At 64.7% G+C, this 17602-nt stretch carries 10 protein-coding genes and 1 pseudogene; 6 read left to right on the forward strand and 5 right to left on the reverse strand.

All coding sequences use genetic code 11. From position 1 onward, the window contains the following. The 3 genes and pseudogenes from gltD to MHZ91_RS26730 all read right to left on the reverse strand — a co-directional run. A pseudogene (gene gltD / locus MHZ91_RS26720) lies at positions 1–451 on the reverse strand (glutamate synthase); the annotation flags it as partial. A gap of 8 nt (positions 452–459) precedes the next feature. Then, positions 460–5199, reverse strand: a complete 4740-nt coding sequence (locus MHZ91_RS26725) for a glutamate synthase-related protein (protein WP_175123893.1) — start codon at positions 5197–5199, stop codon at positions 460–462. A gap of 505 nt (positions 5200–5704) precedes the next feature. Then, a complete protein-coding gene (locus MHZ91_RS26730; protein WP_175123892.1) occupies positions 5705–6469 on the reverse strand; it encodes a hypothetical protein in 765 nt (254 codons plus the stop codon). A gap of 238 nt (positions 6470–6707) precedes the next feature. On the opposite strand from MHZ91_RS26730, the gene fghA reads away from it, so the two are divergent. From fghA to rpoH, 3 genes are all read left to right on the forward strand, one after another. Further along, positions 6708–7574: an S-formylglutathione hydrolase gene (gene fghA / locus MHZ91_RS26735; RefSeq protein WP_239216426.1), complete on the forward strand. Its 867-nt coding sequence runs from the start codon at positions 6708–6710 to the stop codon at positions 7572–7574. A 97-nt stretch (positions 7575–7671) separates the two neighbouring features. Further along, positions 7672–8361, forward strand: coding sequence for a hypothetical protein (locus tag MHZ91_RS26740; RefSeq protein ID WP_105236942.1), 690 nt, complete (start codon positions 7672–7674; stop codon positions 8359–8361). Positions 8362–8501: 140 nt separating this feature from the next. Further along, a complete protein-coding gene (gene rpoH, locus MHZ91_RS26745) occupies positions 8502–9386 on the forward strand; it encodes an RNA polymerase sigma factor RpoH (protein ID WP_175137069.1) in 885 nt (294 codons plus the stop codon). Between the two features lie 358 nt (positions 9387–9744). Here the strand turns inward: rpoH and cpdA are convergent, their stop codons facing one another. After that, entirely contained in the window at positions 9745–10584 is an 840-nt protein-coding gene (cpdA, locus tag MHZ91_RS26750; RefSeq protein ID WP_239216427.1) for a 3',5'-cyclic-AMP phosphodiesterase, read from the reverse strand. Between the two features lie 197 nt (positions 10585–10781). Here cpdA and MHZ91_RS26755 point away from each other — a divergent pair, with 197 nt between their 5' ends. Further along, positions 10782–13523, forward strand: a complete 2742-nt coding sequence (locus MHZ91_RS26755) for a cation:proton antiporter (RefSeq protein WP_239216428.1) — start codon at positions 10782–10784, stop codon at positions 13521–13523. Between the two features lie 93 nt (positions 13524–13616). Here the strand turns inward: MHZ91_RS26755 and MHZ91_RS26760 are convergent, their stop codons facing one another. After that, entirely contained in the window at positions 13617–14429 is an 813-nt protein-coding gene (locus MHZ91_RS26760; RefSeq protein ID WP_239216429.1) for an NUDIX hydrolase family protein, read from the reverse strand. A gap of 288 nt (positions 14430–14717) precedes the next feature. Here MHZ91_RS26760 and coxB point away from each other — a divergent pair, with 288 nt between their 5' ends. Both coxB and ctaD read left to right on the forward strand, forming a co-directional pair. Continuing rightward, complete coding sequence (gene coxB / locus MHZ91_RS26765) at positions 14718–15875, forward strand: cytochrome c oxidase subunit II (protein WP_175137072.1); 1158 nt, start codon at positions 14718–14720, stop codon at positions 15873–15875. A 104-nt stretch (positions 15876–15979) separates the two neighbouring features. Continuing rightward, a complete protein-coding gene (gene ctaD, locus MHZ91_RS26770) occupies positions 15980–17587 on the forward strand; it encodes a cytochrome c oxidase subunit I (protein WP_175123886.1) in 1608 nt (535 codons plus the stop codon). Positions 17588–17602: the final 15 nt, after the last annotated feature.

Genomic DNA, 17602 nt, shown 5'->3' on the forward strand with positions numbered 1-17602 from the left:
AGCCCACGACGGCGACCTTCTTGCCCGTCTTGCGCGCCGGCACTTGCGGCGCGACCCAGCCTTCGGCCCAACCCTTGTCGATGATCGCGTGCTCGATGGACTTGATGCCCACGGCGTCGCTGTTGATGTTCAAGGTACAGGCGGCTTCGCAGGGCGCCGGGCAGATGCGGCCCGTGAACTCCGGGAAGTTGTTGGTGGAATGCAGGACGTCCAGCGCGCGGCGCCAGTCCTGCTTGTACACCAGGTCATTCCAGTCCGGGATGATGTTGTTGACCGGGCAGCCGTTGTTGCAGAACGGGATGCCGCAGTCCATGCAGCGCGCCGCCTGCTGCTTGGCCTGATCGTCGGTCAGGTGCAGCACGAATTCGCGCCAGTTCTTCAGCCGCTTCTGCGGGGCCTCGGAGGCCTCCTGCAGACGCTGAAATTCCATAAATCCAGTGATCTTTCCCATGGTATCCCTCACGCAGCCAGTTGTTGCGGGTTGGCTGCACGCCACATTTCACCCAATGCGCGGCGGTAGTCCGTCGGCATGATCTTCACGAATTTGCCGCGCGAGGCTTCCCAGTCGCCCAGGATTTCGCGGGCACGGTAGCTGCCGGTGTAGCGGAAGTGATCTTCCACCAGGCGGCGCAGGATGGACTCGTCCGTCTCGCGTTCGCCACCGCGCTGCGCGCTGTGCCAGATGTCGATGTTGTTCAGCGACTGCTGCTCGGCGTGCGGCACGACCGATTCCAGTTCCACCATCGACAGGTTCACACGGTGCTTGAGCGTGCGGTCCGGATCCCAGACGTACGCCACGCCGCCGGACATGCCCGCCGCGAAGTTGCGGCCGGTGGAACCCAGCACGACGACGGTGCCGCCGGTCATGTATTCGCAGCCGTGATCGCCGGTGCCTTCCACGACGGTTGCTGCGCCCGAGTTGCGCACCGCGAAACGCTCGCCCGCCACGCCGTTGAAGAACGCCTCGCCTGCCAGCGCGCCGTACAGCACGGTGTTGCCGGCAATGATGTGGTCGGGGCCGAAGCCGCGGAAGTCGTTGGGCGAGCGCACGATGATGCGGCCGCCGGACAGACCCTTGCCCACGTAGTCGTTGCCTTCGCCCACCAGGTCCATCGTGATGCCGTGCGCCAGGAACGCGCCGAAGCTCTGGCCGGCGGTGCCGTTGCACTGGATGTGGATGGTGTCGTCGGGCAGGCCGTCATGGCCGTAGCGCGAGGCCACGGCGCCGGACAGCATCGCGCCGATCGTGCGGTTGCGGTTGCGCACCGGCACGATGAACGACACCTTCTCGCCACGCTCCAGCGCGGGCTTGCTGCGCTCGATCAGCAGGTGATCCAGCGCACCGGCCAGACCGTGATCCTGCTCTTCGGTCTGGTGCACTTCGGCGTCGGACACCGTCTGGTGGAACACGCGGGTGAAGTCCAGCCCTTGTGCCTTCCAGTGCTCAACGCCCGAACGCATGTCCAGCAGATCGGCGCGGCCGATCAGGTCGTCGAACTTGCGGATGCCCAGTTGGGCCATGATTTCGCGGACTTCTTCGGCGATGAAGAAGAAGAAGTTCACGACGTGCTCGGGCTTGCCCTGGAACTTCTTGCGCAGCGCGGGATCCTGCGTGGCCACGCCCACCGGGCAGGTGTTCAGGTGGCACTTGCGCATCATGATGCAGCCTTCGACGACCAGCGGCGCGGTCGCGAAGCCGAATTCGTCGGCGCCCAGCAGCGCGCCGATGACGACGTCGCGGCCGGTCTTCATCTGGCCGTCGGCCTGCACGCGGATACGGCTGCGCAGGCGGTTCAGCACCAGCGTCTGCTGCGTTTCGGCCAGGCCCAGTTCCCAGGGCGTGCCCACGTGCTTGATGGACGACACCGGCGACGCGCCCGTGCCGCCATCATGGCCGGCGATCACGACGTGGTCGGCCTTGGCCTTGGCCACGCCCGCGGCCACCGTGCCCACGCCGACTTCGGACACCAGCTTGACCGAGATCGAGGACTTGGAATTGACGTTCTTCAGGTCGTGGATCAGCTGCGCCAGATCTTCGATCGAGTAGATGTCATGGTGCGGCGGGGGCGAGATGAGGCCCACGCCGGGCACCGAGTAGCGCAGCTTGGCGATGTATTCCGACACCTTGTGGCCGGGCAGCTGGCCGCCTTCGCCGGGCTTGGCGCCCTGCGCCATCTTGATCTGGATCTGATCGGCGGACGACAGGTACTCGGCGGTCACGCCGAAACGGCCCGACGCCACCTGCTTGATCTTCGAACGCAGCGAGTCGCCCCGCTTGAGTTCGACGTCGGCTTCGATGCGGTCCGTGCCCAGCACCGAGGCCAGCGTGTCGCCGTCCTTGATGGTGCTCTTGCCTTCGCGCATTTCGGCGCGGTAGCGCAGTTCGTCCTCGCCGCCTTCGCCGGTGTTGGACTTGCCGCCGATGCGGTTCATGGCAACGGCCAGCACCGAGTGGGCTTCGGTCGAGATCGAGCCCAGCGACATGGCGCCGGTGGCAAAACGCTTGACGATTTCCTTGGCCGGCTCGACGTCGTCCAGCGGGATGGCGCGCGACGGGTCGAAGCGGAACTCGAACAGGCCGCGCAGGGTCATGTGGCGACGGCTCTGGTCGTTGATGATCTGCGCGTACTCCTTGTACGTGCGGTAGTTGTTGGCGCGCGACGCGTGCTGCAGCTTGGCGATCGAATCCGGCGTCCACATGTGCTCTTCGCCGCGGACGCGGTAGGCGTATTCGCCGCCGGCGTCCAGGTCGTTGGCAAGCACGGGGTCGGTGCTGAAGGCGGCGCGGTGCTGGCGCAGCGCTTCTTCGGCGACCTGGAAGATGCCGATGCCTTCGATGTTGGAAGCGGTGCCGGTGAAGTACTTGTTCACCAGGGCGCTCTGCAGGCCAACGGCTTCGAAGATCTGCGCGCCGGTGTAGGACATGTACGTGGAAATGCCCATCTTGGACATGACCTTGTTCAGGCCCTTGCCCAGCGCCTTGATGTAGTTCTTCACGGCCTTTTCGGGGTCATTCATCTTGCCCAGCGATTCGAGCGCCAGGTAGGGGTGAATGGCTTCGGCGCCGTAGCCGCCCAGGAGCGCGAAGTGATGCACTTCGCGGGCCGAACCGGTTTCGACGACGAGACCCGTGTTGGTGCGCAGGCCGGCGCGGATCAGGTGCTGGTGCACGGCCGACGTGGCCAGCAGCGCAGGGATGGCCACGCGCTCGCTGTCGACCAGGCGGTCCGACACGATCAGGATGTTGTAGCCGCTGCGCACCGCGTCGACGGCGCGCGCGCACAAGGCCGCCACGCGGGCTTCGATGCCCTCGGGACCCCAGGCGGCGGGGTACGTGATGTCCAGTTCAAAGCTGCGGAATTTCTTGCCCGTGACCTGGTCGATGTCGCGGATCTGCGCCATGGCGGCGAAGTCCAGCACCGGCTGGGACACTTCCAGGCGCAGCGGCGGGTTGACGTTGTTGATGTCCAGCAGGTTCGGCTTGGGACCGATGAAGGACACCAGCGACATCACGAGCTGTTCGCGGATCGGGTCGATCGGCGGGTTCGTGACCTGGGCGAACAGCTGGCGGAAATAGTTGTAGAACGGCTTGGCGCGGTCCGACAGCACGGCCAGCGGGGCATCATTGCCCATCGAGCCGATGACTTCCTCGCCGCTCGATGCCATGGGCTCCAGGATGAACTTGTAGTCTTCCTGGGTCCAGCCGAATGCCTGTTGGCGGTCCAGCAGTGACACGGCCGATTGCGTGGCCACGGCGACCTGACGCGGCGCGGGCAGCGATTCCAGCTTGATCTGCAGGCGTTCGATCCACTGGCGGTACGGACGGCTGTTGGCCAACTGCAGCTTGATCTCGGCGTCGTCGATGATGCGGCCTTGTTCCAGGTCGATCAGGAACATCTTGCCCGGCTGCAGGCGCCACTTCTTGACGATGCGGTTTTCGGGGATCGACAGCGTGCCGGCTTCGGAAGCCAGGATGACCATGTCGTCGTCGGTGACCAGGTAGCGGGCAGGACGCAGGCCGTTGCGGTCCAGCGTGGCGCCGATCTGGCGGCCATCGGTGAACGCGACTGCGGCGGGGCCGTCCCACGGCTCCATCATGGCGGCGTGGTACTCATAGAAAGCGCGGCGGCTTTCGTCCATCTGCGTGTGCTGTTCCCAGGCTTCCGGGATCATCATCATCATGGCGTGGGCCAGCGAGTAGCCCGAATTCACCAGCAGTTCCAGGCAGTTGTCGAACGTTGCGGTGTCCGACTGGCCTTCATAGACGATGGGGTACAGCTTTTTCAGATCGTCGCCCAGCACGGCTGACTGCATCATGCCTTCGCGGGCGCGCAGCCAGTTGAAGTTGCCCTTGACCGTGTTGATTTCACCGTTGTGGGCAATCATGCGGTACGGGTGGGCCAGCGGCCAGGCGGGGAACGTGTTGGTCGAGAAACGCTGGTGGACCAGCGCCAGCGCGGACACCGTGCGGGTGTCGGCCAGGTCGCGGTAGTAGCGGCCGACCTGATCGGCCAGCAGCAGGCCCTTGTAGACCACGGTACGCACCGAGGCCGAGGGCACGAAGTATTCCTTGCCGTGCGCCAGATGCATGTTCTGGATGGCGTGGCTGGCGGTCTTGCGGATGACGTAGAGCTTGCGTTCCAGCGCGTCCGGCACCATCACGTCGGCGCCGCGGCCGATGAACAGCTGGCGGATCACGGGTTCGCAGTCGCGGACGGTGGGCGACATGGGCATGTCGACATCCACCGGCACGTCGCGCCAGCCCAGCACAACCTGGCCCTCGGCGCGCACCGAGCGCTCCAGTTCCTGTTCGCAGGCCAGGCGCGACGCCGTTTCCTTGGGCAGGAACACCATGGCCACGCCGTACTCGCCGGGCGGGGGCAGGATGATGCCTTGCTGGCTGAGTTCGTCGCGGTACAGCGTGTCGGGGATCTGGATCAGGATGCCTGCGCCGTCGCCCATGAGCTTGTCTGCGCCGACCGCGCCGCGGTGGTCCAGGTTCTCAAGAATCTTCAGACCCTGCTGGATGATCGCGTGGCTTTTCTTGCCCTTGATGTGGGCAACGAAGCCGACGCCGCAGGCATCATGTTCGTTCTTGGGGTTGTACAGGCCCTGGGCCGAAGGCAGGCCGATGCGGGTGGCATCGATGGCAACTGCCTTGGAGGTGGGACAGGATTCGGTCGGGGTAATTTGGGGCATGGCGCGCTCCGCAGTGGGCCTGCGTCTAATGTTGCAGTGCAGGAGTCGGACGATACCCCCGACGCAAGCAGGGTGCAACAGGAACAAACGGGGTATGACCCTAATTAAATAGGTGCGCCGTCATAGCGCATGAATATAGGGACACAACAACGGCCGCGCCGTTATTGGCTGTCGCCGAAGCACGTCTTTTGTCGCAGTGACTCGGGCGTCCAAAGCGGTGCAAAATCACGCTATCCGTCCCTGTTTAAAAGCATGTTTTTCTGTGCGCGATCAATCTCAGGTGTGGGGAAATTGCACCTTGTCGTCGCGCAGATCCCGCAATGATGTGAGTCAAGCGCGCGCGCGGATCGCGCTTTTGCGGCGCAGATGTCGCCAAGCGCACGAGCAGATCGTGTTTTTGCGGCGCCGACTCCGCGGGTTGCCCGAATGCCTTGCGGCGGCAGCGCGGCAACCGCAATGTCCGGACGCAGACAAACAAAACCCGCCGTGATGGCGGGTCGGGGGGTCAGGAGTTGTTGACCGGTGGCGTGGTGGTCGGTGGCGTCGGCGGGCTGGACTCATTGTCCGCGGGCGCCGCGGCCGGCTTCTTGCGGGGCCGGCCACGCTGGCCGGGCGCCACACGCCGGCTGGCCGTATGAGCCAGGCTGGCAATAAAGCTGGGACCGCCCAGCGCCCACTGGCCAGAGACCGCCTGGTCGATGCGTTGGGTTTCCTCGCGCGACAGCCCATCCTGAAGCCGCTTGCGGTAATTGGCCTGCCGGTCGAACGGCGTGTTGCCGCAAGCCCAGTAGTCGGCGTGATCGGACTGCCATTGGGCCGGCGCGGCGCTGGTGTTGCCGGTATGGCTGGACGCGGACGACCAGGGCCACGAATCGGGGTCCTGCGAAGCCCCGCTGCGAACCGGATACGTTTCCAGCCAGACCAGCGAGGGCAGCACCCACGCGCCGGGTTCCAGCAGCGCCGACCGGTAACGGCCGGCGAACACCCGCCCGCCGCGCAGCCGCGCCGCAAGATTGCGGCCCAGCGTCTGCATCAGCCGCGGCAGGCCTTCTTCGTCTGCGGGCGTGGCAAGCAGCAGGATGCGGTCGTTGGCGAGGAGCCAGCCGTGCACCGATACGCGGTGCCGCTGGGCCGACTCGCCCAGCCACGTGGCGAGCTGATTCAGGATGTCGGCGGGCGCGGGTTGCGATGGCGCCGCCAACGGCTGAATAAAGTTGGCCTGCACCAGTTGGGGCAGCCCAGGGGCATACAGACGGGGCAGACGGGCCATAGTGTCAGGGCTTGCGTATCAGGAAGAACGGGTTGTCTTCACACACGGTATATAAATAGTGCCACGGTGGGCGCTGGTCAAGTGCCGTGATCACAATCTGAGCGCGGAATCGTATTTTTTTGTGGCGAGCGCTCATTGAGGGGCAGGTTAACATTCGGCGACGGAACGTCGCACCGTGGATTCCCCTAACCCGCCGACGTTTTATCCACCTCGATTTTTTCTTTTCCGGAGCAAGCCCATGGCCGCGTCCCTCGAACTCATCTCGCAGCATCGGTGCTTCGGCGGCACGCAGCGCTACTACCGCCACGACTCCACCGAGATCGGCCTGCCCATGCGGTTTTCCGTGTACGTGCCGCCGCAGGCCGAGCACGGCCCGGTGCCGGTGCTGTTCTACCTGGCGGGCCTGACCTGCACCGAAGAAACGTTCATGATCAAGGCCGGCGCGCAGCGGCTGGCAGCGGAACTGGGCGTGATGCTGGTGGCGCCCGACACCAGCCCCCGCGGCGCTGGCGTGCCCGGCGAGGACGAAAGCTGGGACCTGGGCACCGGCGCCGGCTTCTATGTCGACGCCACCACGACTGCATGGCGCGATCACTACCGCATGTACAGCTACGTCACGCAAGAACTGCATGGCATCGTCACCGGCGGCGCACTGCCGGGCGACGCGTCGCGCACCGGCATCTTCGGACACTCCATGGGCGGCCACGGCGCGCTGGTGCTGGCGCTGCGCAATCCCGGCAAGTTCCGTTCGGTGTCAGCGTTTGCACCGATCGCGGCGCCCAGCCAATGCCCGTGGGGCAAGAAGGCGTTCGGCGCCTACCTGGGCGCGCAAACCGAAGACTGGGCGGCCTACGACGCGTCCGCCCTGATGCGCGGACTGCAGCAGCCCTTCCCCGGCGGCATCCTCATCGACCAGGGCGAAGCCGACCAGTTTCTGGCTGAACAGTTGTATCCCGAGGTATTCGAGGCGGCCTGCGCCGCCGCCGGACAGCCGCTCACCCTGCGCCGCCAGGCCGGCTACGACCACGGCTATTACTTCATCTCGACGTTCATCGAGGATCACATCCGGTTTCACGTCGAACGGCTTGGAAAACCGGACGCCTGAAGACGCGCTTCTATACTTGGAAGCCTGCCGCGGCGGGTGGCGGCTTCCTGCGCCCGCCGCGCTGTACGACGCGGCGGCTTGAATAGGAACGCCTGATTTGATCAACGGAATTGCTCCCTTCGCCTGGATCCTGCTGGGCGCCGTCATCGTCCTGTTGCCCGGCATCGTCATGCTGCTGGGCAGGGGTGGTCCCCGCGACGAACGCGGACGCCGCATGTTTCAGTTCCGGCCGGTGCGCCGCGCATGCGGCCTGCTGCTGGTTTGCCTGGGATGCGTATCGGGCCTGCTCGCGTTGTCGCTGGTGCAGTTCGTTCGCCTGACTACCGACCAGCCGGTCGCCCGCATCGACATCCGCCAACAGGCCGAGGGCCAGTTCCAGGTCAACGCCAATGCCCCGGGCATCGGCGACAAGCAATATGTACTTTACGGCGACCAGTGGCAGATCGACGCCCGGGTCGTGCGCTGGAAACTGCCGGCGCTCATGGCCGGCGTGCCGCCCCTGTATCGGCTGGAGCGCCTGTCGGGCCGCTACAGCGATGCCGCCCGCGAAGCGACGGCCACGCGCTCTGTGCATCCCCTGGACGACTGGCCCGCACCGGACCTGGGTTCCCTGAAGAAAAGTTTTCCGAACTGGTTCCCCTTTGTCGATGTCCAATTTGGCAGCGGCGCCTACATGCCCCTGTTCGACGGGGCCCGTTACCAGGTCTTCATGGACCCGCGCGGCGCGCTCTTCATCCGTCCGGACGGCGAAGCCACCGCCGAAGGGCTGAAGCGCCTCGGGTGGTGAACCGCCCCGGCTCCCGAATAAACGGGGACGCGTCACGGAATTGAAACTTTGACGCGTCGCAACAGTCGAATTAGCACTCCTATTACTTGAGTGCTAACATCGAATTCATGTCGTTTTCTCGCCATCCGGAGACCCCCGCTATGAAGCAACCCAGTACCTCGTTGACCGCCTCCGGCAACGCTCTGGCGTTGGCCATCGCCAATCCGGGCGCTCTCGGTACGATCGACGCTTATATTTCCGCGGTCAACCGCCTGCCGGTGTTGTCCGCGGATCGCGAAACGGAACTCGGCCGCCGCCTGCGCGACCAGGAAGATCTGGGTGCCGCCCGCGAGCTGATTCTTTCGCACCTGCGTCTTGTGGTGTCCGTGGCCCGTCAGTATCTGGGTTACGGTCTGCCTCACGCTGACCTCATCCAGGAAGGCAACGTCGGCCTCATGAAGGCCGTCAAGCGTTTCGACCCCGAGCGCGGCGTGCGCCTGGTGTCGTTCGCGGTTCACTGGATCAAGGCCGAAATCCACGAATACATCATCCGCAACTGGCGGCTGGTCAAGGTGGCCACGACCAAGGCGCAGCGCAAACTGTTCTTCAATCTGCGCAGCATGCGTCCCGACGGCCAGACCCTGGATCCCGAACAGGTCGACCACATCGCTCGCGAGCTGAACGTGCGCAACGAAGACGTGAGCGAAATGGAAGTCCGCATGTCCGGCCGCGACATGTCGCTGGAAAACCAGGATGACGACGACGACAGCTACGCGCCGATCGCCTACCTGTCCGACGAAGGCCGCCAGGAACCCACGCGCGTGCTGGAGCGCGCTGCGCGCGATCACCTGCAAAGCGCCGGCCTGACCACCGCGCTTGAAGCGCTGGATCCGCGCTCGCGCCGCATCGTCGAAGCCCGCTGGCTGCAGGACGACGGCGGCGCCACCCTGCACGAGCTTGCGCAAGAGTTCGGCGTGTCGGCCGAACGCATTCGCCAGATCGAAGCGGCGGCGCTCAAGAAGATGCGCGGCAACCTCGCCTCGTGATTGCTGTCCCGCGCATGACAAAGGCCGCACATTGCGGCCTTTTTCTTTGGCGCCTGACATTGCGCGCCGCGTTCAGCAGCCGGCCGATGACAACGGGACGGCCAATAAATTGATACAAATTCGGGGGCAAATTTTCTGCGTTCGCAGAAACTTAATGAGGAAGGCGCCGCCTAACTTCATGTAGACCGCGAACTTCGGTTAGCAGTCTTGTCATCCGTCTCGGCTTCTCCTCTTTCCCCTCCCCTATGAGACGGATGCTTGCGGGGCACCTAGCATATCGGTGCCCCGTTTTTTATGCGCGCTCGGAACGCAGCGCCCAAAAAAAACGGCGCCTGTTTCGACGCCGTCCTCGGACAGATCAAGCGGCGCGCGCGCTGTCTGGCGGTTGCAGCGCGGTGTGCCACAGCGCGTCCTGCACGCGGCGCACGCCGGTCGCCATCGATCCATCCTGATAAAGCTTGATCCACCGGTAGCCCGGCGCCATGTTGTCGACGATGTGCTTGCCGTCGCGGATGCTGAACTGAAAGCATGTGGACGGCGTGGCCAGCATGCGCAGATTGTGGCGGCGGCGGTCGAACTCGTGGTGCACGTGGCCCCACAGCAGCACGCGTACCTGCGGAAACCGTGCAAGCAGTTTGAAGAGCGCCTGCGGGTTGTCGATCATCATCGAGTCATGCCAGTGGCTGTCGATCTGCATCGGGTTGTGGTGCATCGCCACCAGCGTGTGGCGGTTGGGCGCCTGGGCCAGCGCCGCTTCCAGCATGTCGAGTTCGCTATTGCACAGATGGCCGGCGTTCGAGCCGGGCACCGTCGTGTCCAGCGTGACGACGCGCCATGCGCCCACGTCCGTCACCGGCATCGACCAGTCGGACAATTCCTGGCGCAGGACGGCCGGTTGATCGTGATTGCCCGGCAGGCAACGGATCGTTGCGCGATCCAGCGCGGCCGATTCGGACAGGATGCGCGCAAAGCGCTGGTAGCCCGCGGCCTCGCCATCCTGCGACAGGTCGCCGGTGGCGAGCAGCAGGTCGGGATGCTTGCCATCGGCCTCGATCTGGCGCAGCACGGCGCGCAGGCTCGCGTCGGTATTGACGCCCAGCATCGACGTTTCGGGCTCGCCGAACAGATGGCTATCGGTCAACTGGACGAGCATCGCGGGCGCGTCGTGGCGCCGGGTCAAGGTGTGGATGCGTGCCACGTGCCGCTCCTGCAAAAGTTCGCGTGATGCCACATTACCCAAAAAACATGGCGCGGCACGTTTCGCAAGCGTCCATTGGGGTAACGAAACGTGCATTCTCCTCGATTCCCGTCACGCCCCGGCCGCGAGCGCCGGAAAAAAGCCGCTATTCTTGTGGAACTTTCCACACGCACTACGATCGGGACGCGGCGCTACCCATGGATGTTGGTTTTCTTGTATTTGGTCTTGCGGGCCTGCTCACGCTGGTCTGCTTCATGCCGCCCCTGGCCGGCCGCGTCAAGCTGCCCTATTCGGTGCTGCTCGCCATCGTTGGCTGTCTGCTCGGGATCGTGATTCACGTGCACGGCTGGGCGCCGGCCTGGATCGGCGACTTTCTCGATTCGCTGGAGCGCTTCGAGATCTCGTCAGAGACCTTCCTGATGGTGTTCCTGCCGGTGCTGCTCTTTGAGACGGCGCTGTCGATGAACGTGCGGCGTCTGATGGACGACATCGGTCCGATCCTGATGATGGCCATCGTGGCCGTGGTCGTCTGCACGGTTGTGGTCGGCGTGACGCTGGACGCCATCTCGCCCTATGGATTGGTGGTGTGCCTGTTGCTCGGCGCCATCGTGGCCACGACGGACCCGGTGGCGGTGGTCGGCATCTTTCGCGAAGTGGGCGCGCCCAAGCGACTGACCACGCTGGTCGAGGGCGAAAGCCTGTTCAACGATGCGGCGTCCATCGCGCTGTATTCCGTGCTGCTGGCGGTGCTGAGCGGCAAGGGCGAATTGTCCGTCAGCGGCATCTTCAACGACTTCATCGTGCACTTCATCGGCGGCGGCGTGGCCGGCTTTGCGATGGGGCGTCTGGCCTGCTTCCTGTTTGCCTGGCTGCGCGGCTTTCCTACCGCCGAGATCACGCTGACCCTGACGCTGGCCTATCTGTCCTTCTTCATCTCCGAGCATTACCTGAACGTCTCGGGCGTGGTGGCCACGGTGATCGCGGGCCTGGTGGTGGGCTCCACCGGCCGCACGCGCATGTCGCCGACCACCTTCGAGCATCTGTCCAGCGCGTGGGAGCAGTTTGGCTTCTGGGCCAACTCCCTCATCTTCCTGTTTGCTGCGATGCTGATCCCCAAGCTGATGGCGGCGGCCGATTGGCAGGAACTGGTGCTGGTGGGTGTGGTGTTCGTGGTGACGCTGGTGGCGCGGGCGATTGTGGTGTTCGGGCTGCTGCCGCTCTTGGGTCTGACGCGGCTGGGCACCAAGGTCAGCAATCCGTACAAGGTGGTGATGCTGTGGGGCGGCCTGCGCGGCGCCGTGTCGCTGGCGCTGGCGCTGGCGGTGACCGAACAGACCGGCGTGCCCGAAGAGGCGCGCCAGTTCATTGCCGTGGCGACAACGGGCTTCGTGCTGATGACCTTGTTCGTCAATGGCATCAGCCTGCGGCCGCTGATCCGGATGCTCGGGCTGAACCAGTTGTCGCCCGTTGAGCGCACCATCCGCAACCAGGTGCTGGCCGTGGCGCTGGAAGACCTGCAGGGCAAGACCGAGGAAGTGGCCAAGGCCGAACATATCGGCAACGAAGTGCGCGACCGCATCCGTGCGGTGTTCGACGCCAGCCTGGCCAGCGTGCACGACGGCCGGGTCAGCCAGATGACCGACGAGCAGCGCGTGGCCGTGGGCTTGGCGATCGTGGCGCAGCGCGAAGAGGAAATGTTCTTCGACATCCTGAAGGCGCAGATCGTGGACTGGCGCATGGCGGAAACGCTGCTGGCGCGGGCCGAGCGGCTGGAAGATGCGATCCGGCTGGGCGGCGTGGAGGGCTTTGAGCGCGCTATTGCTGCCGACGTCCGCTATTCGACGGGCTTCCGGCTGGCGCTGCGGCTGCACTACGTATTTGGATTCCAGGGATGGCTGGCGCGCGAGCTCGGCCAGCGCTTTGCCAACCTGATGAGCAAGCGGTCGGTCGCGCAGCGCCTGATCGGCTTTGCCCGCGAACAAATCACGCCGCTGCTGGGCGAAGAGGCCACGCAGCGCATCGTGTCGCTGCATCAGCGCCGCCTGGACCTGATCGAAAACGCGATGCAGGCGCTGAACCTGCAATATCCGTCGTACGCCCAATGGCTGCAGGAAAGCTATCTGGGCCGCGTGGCGCGCGAGCTTGAACGCATCCGCTACCGCGACATGCTTGAGCAGTTCCTGATCAGCGGCGAGGTCTATGCCGACCTGACCGAGCAACTGAAAAGCCGCTGGGCGCACATCGACAAGCATCCGCCGCTGGACATCGAAATGAGTGCGGCCGAACTGATCAAGCGCGTGCCGCTTTTTGAAGGCCTGTCGCCCGACTCCCTGCGCGCCATCAGCAAGCTGCTCAAGCCGCGCCTGGCCCTGCCCGACCAGCGGGTGTTGACCAAGGGGCGGCACGGCGAGGAGATGTGCTTTGTGGCGTCGGGCGCGGTGGCGGTCCATCTGCCCGACAACACCATGATCGAGCTGGGTAGCGGCGAATTCTTTGGCGAACTGGGTCTTTTAGGCGAAGAGCAATTGACGCCGGACGTGACATCGCTGGGGTACAGCAAGCTGCTGATGCTGACTTCGCGCGATTTCCATGCGCTGCTGGCCCGCGACGAAAACCTGCGCGATCGCATTCAGGTCGTGGCCAAGCAGCGTTTGCGGGCGATTGAAGTCTGGAAGCAGTTTTCGCAGGCTTCCGCGGCGGCGGCGGCCACGCCCGCGCCGGTGGCGGGGCCTAGCTCCGCGCAGGCGGCCGAAGCGGCGGAAGCGGCCGGCGCAGGCGGTCCGCCGGAAGGCGAGGACCTGCGGGCGGCGCGTGAACTGCGCGGCGAGCCGGCTGACGGCGGAGAGGTTCCGGGCGCCAATGCGTCGGACGCCGACGCGTCGGGCGCCGCTGCGCCGAGCGGCCCCGTGCTGGGAACGCCGGAACCAGCGTCCCGCTAGCCGCACTCTGCCGGGCGCGCCACCGCGCGCGTGCCGGCAGTTTCATTTGAGGGTGACTGGGCCCGCCCCGTGGGCGTGGCCCGATTCAACGATTCAGATCTTGATGTCGCCGACGGCCTGGCGCCGCATGATGTCTTCGACCAGCACCAGGGCCGCTTCCAGCGTGAACTCGCCTTCGGCGATATGGTGCAAGGCCGTCGCGACGTCGACGGTGGCGATTTCCATGACCTCGCCATCACGGTTGGCGGGCCGCGCGTCCGGCGCAAGGATGCACGTGCTGGTCAGCACATCTTCCACCTGATAGCCCTCGGGCAGCCGGCGGTGGATGCGCAAAATCGTGCGCAGCGGCGTGCGGCGCGCGAGGTCGGGTTCGTCCAGGCCGGCTTCTTCGCCGCATTCGCGCACCAGCGCCAGTTCCAGATCCTCGCCCCTTCCCGCCAGTCCGCCGACCAGCGTGTCCCACATACCGGGATCGGTCGACTTGCTGAGCGAGCGCCGGGCGACCCACAGCTTGCCGTCGGGCGTCCACGCATTCAGATGCACGGCCTTGGTCAACAGACCCAACGGCCGCACGGCGGCGCGTTCGATGACGCCCAGCGGCTCGTCGCCATCCAGAACGTCCAGCAATTCATCGCGCCAGCCGCGCAGGCAGTTGGCTTGGCGCAACAGTTCCGCGGCCTGTTCCAGCACGGCGTCCAGCGCATTGCCGGGCGCAAGACCCTCGCCGATGCGCAGCGCCGTGTCGTCCGCGTGCGTTTGCGGCGCATCGCGCAGCGCATCGCAGGCTGCGTGCGTGGCCCAGCCGCAGCGGCGCCCCGCTATATATAAAGCGCGCGCGCCTTCAGGGGCGGGCTCCTGCGCGCGGGCGCACAGGGCGGCATACAAATCGGGCAACTGCTTTTGCATCGTGGCGCCAAGGAGATGAGGTTGCGGGCGATTTTAAGCCACCCGGTTTACGGCCCGTAGTCAAGGGGCGAGCGCACATGGGGGCGGGCCGCATGAATTCAAGAGCACTAAATTACATCTGTTTGCGCGTCCGCTATAATCCGCCAGTTTCTTTGTGATTTCGAGAGGGAACGACAGGGCCGCTCTATCTCCCTGCATCGCCCTGCCATCTAATAATTGCGTGTTGCCCGTATTCCGGTGACTTCCGCCACCAGCAAATGGGCCTTCGCGCCGTATTTCGAGGTAAGCATGAAGAAGTGGAGAGGGATACTGGGGGCTTGTGCGATGCTGATTGGCGGCGTGGCCGGTGCCCAGGTGCAAAACATGCCCGGCGGTCCGAAGGTCAATCAGCTGAACCTGCATGAAGGCGTCACCGCGATTTCGCGCGACATCATGTGGCTGCATTGGTTGCTGCTCACGATCTGTATTGTGATTTTCATCGGCGTCTTTGGAGTGATGTTCTACTCCATCTGGGCGCACCGGAAGTCCCGCGGCCACAAGGCGGCGACCTTCCACGAACACCTGGGCGTCGAAGTCGCCTGGACGGTCATCCCCTTCATCATCGTCATCGCCATGGCGCTGCCGGCCACCAAGACGGTCGTCGCCATGAAAGACACTTCCAGCGCGGACCTGACCGTCAAGGTCACCGGCTATCAATGGAAGTGGGGCTACGAATATCTGGACGGCTCGGCCGCCGGCATCAAGTTCCTCTCCACGCTTTCCACGCCGCGCGCCCAGATCGAGAACCGCGAGCCCAAGGGCGAGTTCTATCTGATGGAAGTGGACAACCACCTGGTCGTCCCCGCCAACAAGAAGATCCGCATCGTCCTCACGGCGGCCGACGTCATCCACTCGTGGATGGTTCCGGACTTCGGCGTGAAACAGGACGCCATCCCCGGGTTCCTGCGCGACACCTGGTTCAACGCCGAAAAGCCTGGCATCTATCGCGGCCAGTGCGCGGAATTGTGCGGCAAGGACCACGCCTTCATGCCCATCGTCGTGGAAGTCCTGGCGCAGCCCGACTACGATAAGTGGGTTGAAGACCAAAAGAAGAAGATGGCGGCAAACGCCGACGATCCCAATAAAGAGTGGACGGAAGCTGAACTGGTTGCCCGCGGCGAAAAGGTTTTCGCGGCAAATTGCGTGGCCTGCCACCAGGCCAACGGCAAGGGCATTCCCGGTTCCTTCCCGCCGCTCGACGGAGACAAGGTTGTTCTGGGCCCCAAGGGGGAGCAGATCAACACCGTGCTGAAGGGCAAGCCCGGCACCGCCATGGCGGCGTTCGGCGGGCAGCTCAACGATGTCGAGATCGCAGCGGTCATCAGCTATACGCGCCATGCCTGGAGCAACGCCGGCAAGGGGCAGGACCCGACGGTTCTTCCGAAGGACATCACGCCCGCGCGCTGATTGCGCCTGGGCCGTTCCTTCACCGGTAGAACCGGTTCCGTTTAGTCAGAGATACCCTGCCGCCCCGTTGAACGGGGCTGGCACTCAGCAGGAAGGAGTCCATCATGAGCAGCGTCACTGTAGACCACGTGTCGCCGGGCCACGGCCACGGTCACGATGACCACCACCACGGCGTGCCCACGGGCTGGCGCCGGTGGCTTTTTGCAACGAACCACAAAGACATCGGGACGATGTACCTCATCTTCTCGTTCGTCATGCTTCTGGAGGGCGGCACGCTCGCCCTTCTGCTGCGCACCGAGCTCTTCGAGCCCGGCCTGCAGTTCTTCCGCCCCGAGCTGTTCAACCAGTTCACCACGATGCACGGCCTGATCATGGTGTTCGGCGCGATCATGCCGGCCTTCGTGGGCTTTGCGAACTGGATGATTCCGATGCAGATCGGCGCATCCGATATGGCGTTCGCGCGGATGAACAACTTCAGCTTCTGGCTGCTGCCGGTCGCCGCGATCATGCTGACCGCCTCGTTCTTCGTGCCGGGCGGCGCCACCGCCGCGGGCTGGACGCTGTACGCGCCGCTGTCGCTGCAGATGGGCCCCGGCATGGACCTGGCCATCTTCGCCATCCACATCATGGGCGCGTCGTCCATCATGGGCGCGATCAACATCATCGTGACCATCCTGAACATGCGCGCGCCCGGCCTGACGCTGATGAAGATGCCGCTGTTCTGCTGGACCTGGCTGATCACGGCGTTCCTGCTGCTGGCCGTGATGCCGGTGCTGGCCGCGGCCATCACCATGGTGCTGACCGACCGCCACTTCGGCACGGGCTTCTTCAATGCCGCCGCCGGCGGTGACCCGGTCCTGTACCAGCACGTGTTCTGGTTCTTCGGGCACCCCGAGGTCTACATCATGATCTTGCCGGCGTTCGGCATCGTGTCGGCCATCGTGCCCGCGTTCGCCCGCAAGAAGCTCTTCGGCTACGCCTCGATGGTGTACGCCACCGCCTCCATCGCCGTGCTGTCGTTCATCGTGTGGGCGCACCACATGTTCACGACGGGCATGCCGGTGACCGGCCAGCTCTACTTCATGTACGCCACCATGCTCATCTCCATCCCGACCGGGGTGAAGGTGTTCAACTGGGTCGCGACGATGTGGCGCGGGTCCATGACGTTCGAGACGCCGATGCTGTTTTCCATCGGCTTCATCTTCGTGTTCACGATGGGCGGCTTCACGGGCCTGATCCTGTCGGTGGCCCCGATCGACATCCAGGTCCACGACACCTATTACGTGGTGGCGCACTTCCACTACGTGCTGGTGGCCGGTTCCCTGTTCGCGCTGTTTGCAGGTGCCTATTACTGGGTGCCCAAGTGGACGGGCCGCATGTACAGCGAAAAGCTGGGCAAGCTGCACTTCTGGTCCACGCTGATCTCGTTCAACGTGACCTTCTTCCCGATGCACTTCCTGGGTCTGGCCGGCATGCCGCGCCGTTACGCCGACTACGCCGCGCAGTTCACGACGTTCCATCAGCTCGCCACCATCGGCGCGTTCTGGTTCGGCCTGTCGCAGCTGATTTTCCTGGTTGCGATCCTGCGCTGCTACATGGGCAAGGGTGAACCGGCCCCGGCCAAGCCGTGGGAAGGCGCCGAAGGACTGGAATGGACGGTGCCGTCGCCCGCGCCGTTCCACACCTTCGAAACGCCGCCCGAAGTGAAGTAAATCCCTATCCATGTT

Source organism: Achromobacter sp. ACRQX, from assembly GCF_022346505.1.
In the GTDB taxonomy this organism is placed as follows: Bacteria; Pseudomonadota; Gammaproteobacteria; order Burkholderiales; family Burkholderiaceae_B; genus Achromobacter; species Achromobacter animicus.

What these genes read in the sequence shown, in the direction of transcription:
- MHZ91_RS26725 (WP_175123893.1), bottom strand. Translation starts at nt 5,199, where the DNA reads ATGCCCCAAATTACCCCGACCGAATCCTGTCCCACCTCCAAGGCAGTT.
- MHZ91_RS26730 (WP_175123892.1), bottom strand. Translation starts at nt 6,469, where the DNA reads ATGGCCCGTCTGCCCCGTCTGTATGCCCCTGGGCTGCCCCAACTGGTG.
- fghA (WP_239216426.1), top strand. Translation starts at nt 6,708, where the DNA reads ATGGCCGCGTCCCTCGAACTCATCTCGCAGCATCGGTGCTTCGGCGGC.
- rpoH (WP_175137069.1), top strand. Translation starts at nt 8,502, where the DNA reads ATGAAGCAACCCAGTACCTCGTTGACCGCCTCCGGCAACGCTCTGGCG.
- MHZ91_RS26755 (WP_239216428.1), top strand. Translation starts at nt 10,782, where the DNA reads ATGGATGTTGGTTTTCTTGTATTTGGTCTTGCGGGCCTGCTCACGCTG.
- MHZ91_RS26760 (WP_239216429.1), bottom strand. Translation starts at nt 14,429, where the DNA reads ATGCAAAAGCAGTTGCCCGATTTGTATGCCGCCCTGTGCGCCCGCGCG.
- coxB (WP_175137072.1), top strand. Translation starts at nt 14,718, where the DNA reads ATGAAGAAGTGGAGAGGGATACTGGGGGCTTGTGCGATGCTGATTGGC.
- ctaD (WP_175123886.1), top strand. Translation starts at nt 15,980, where the DNA reads ATGAGCAGCGTCACTGTAGACCACGTGTCGCCGGGCCACGGCCACGGT.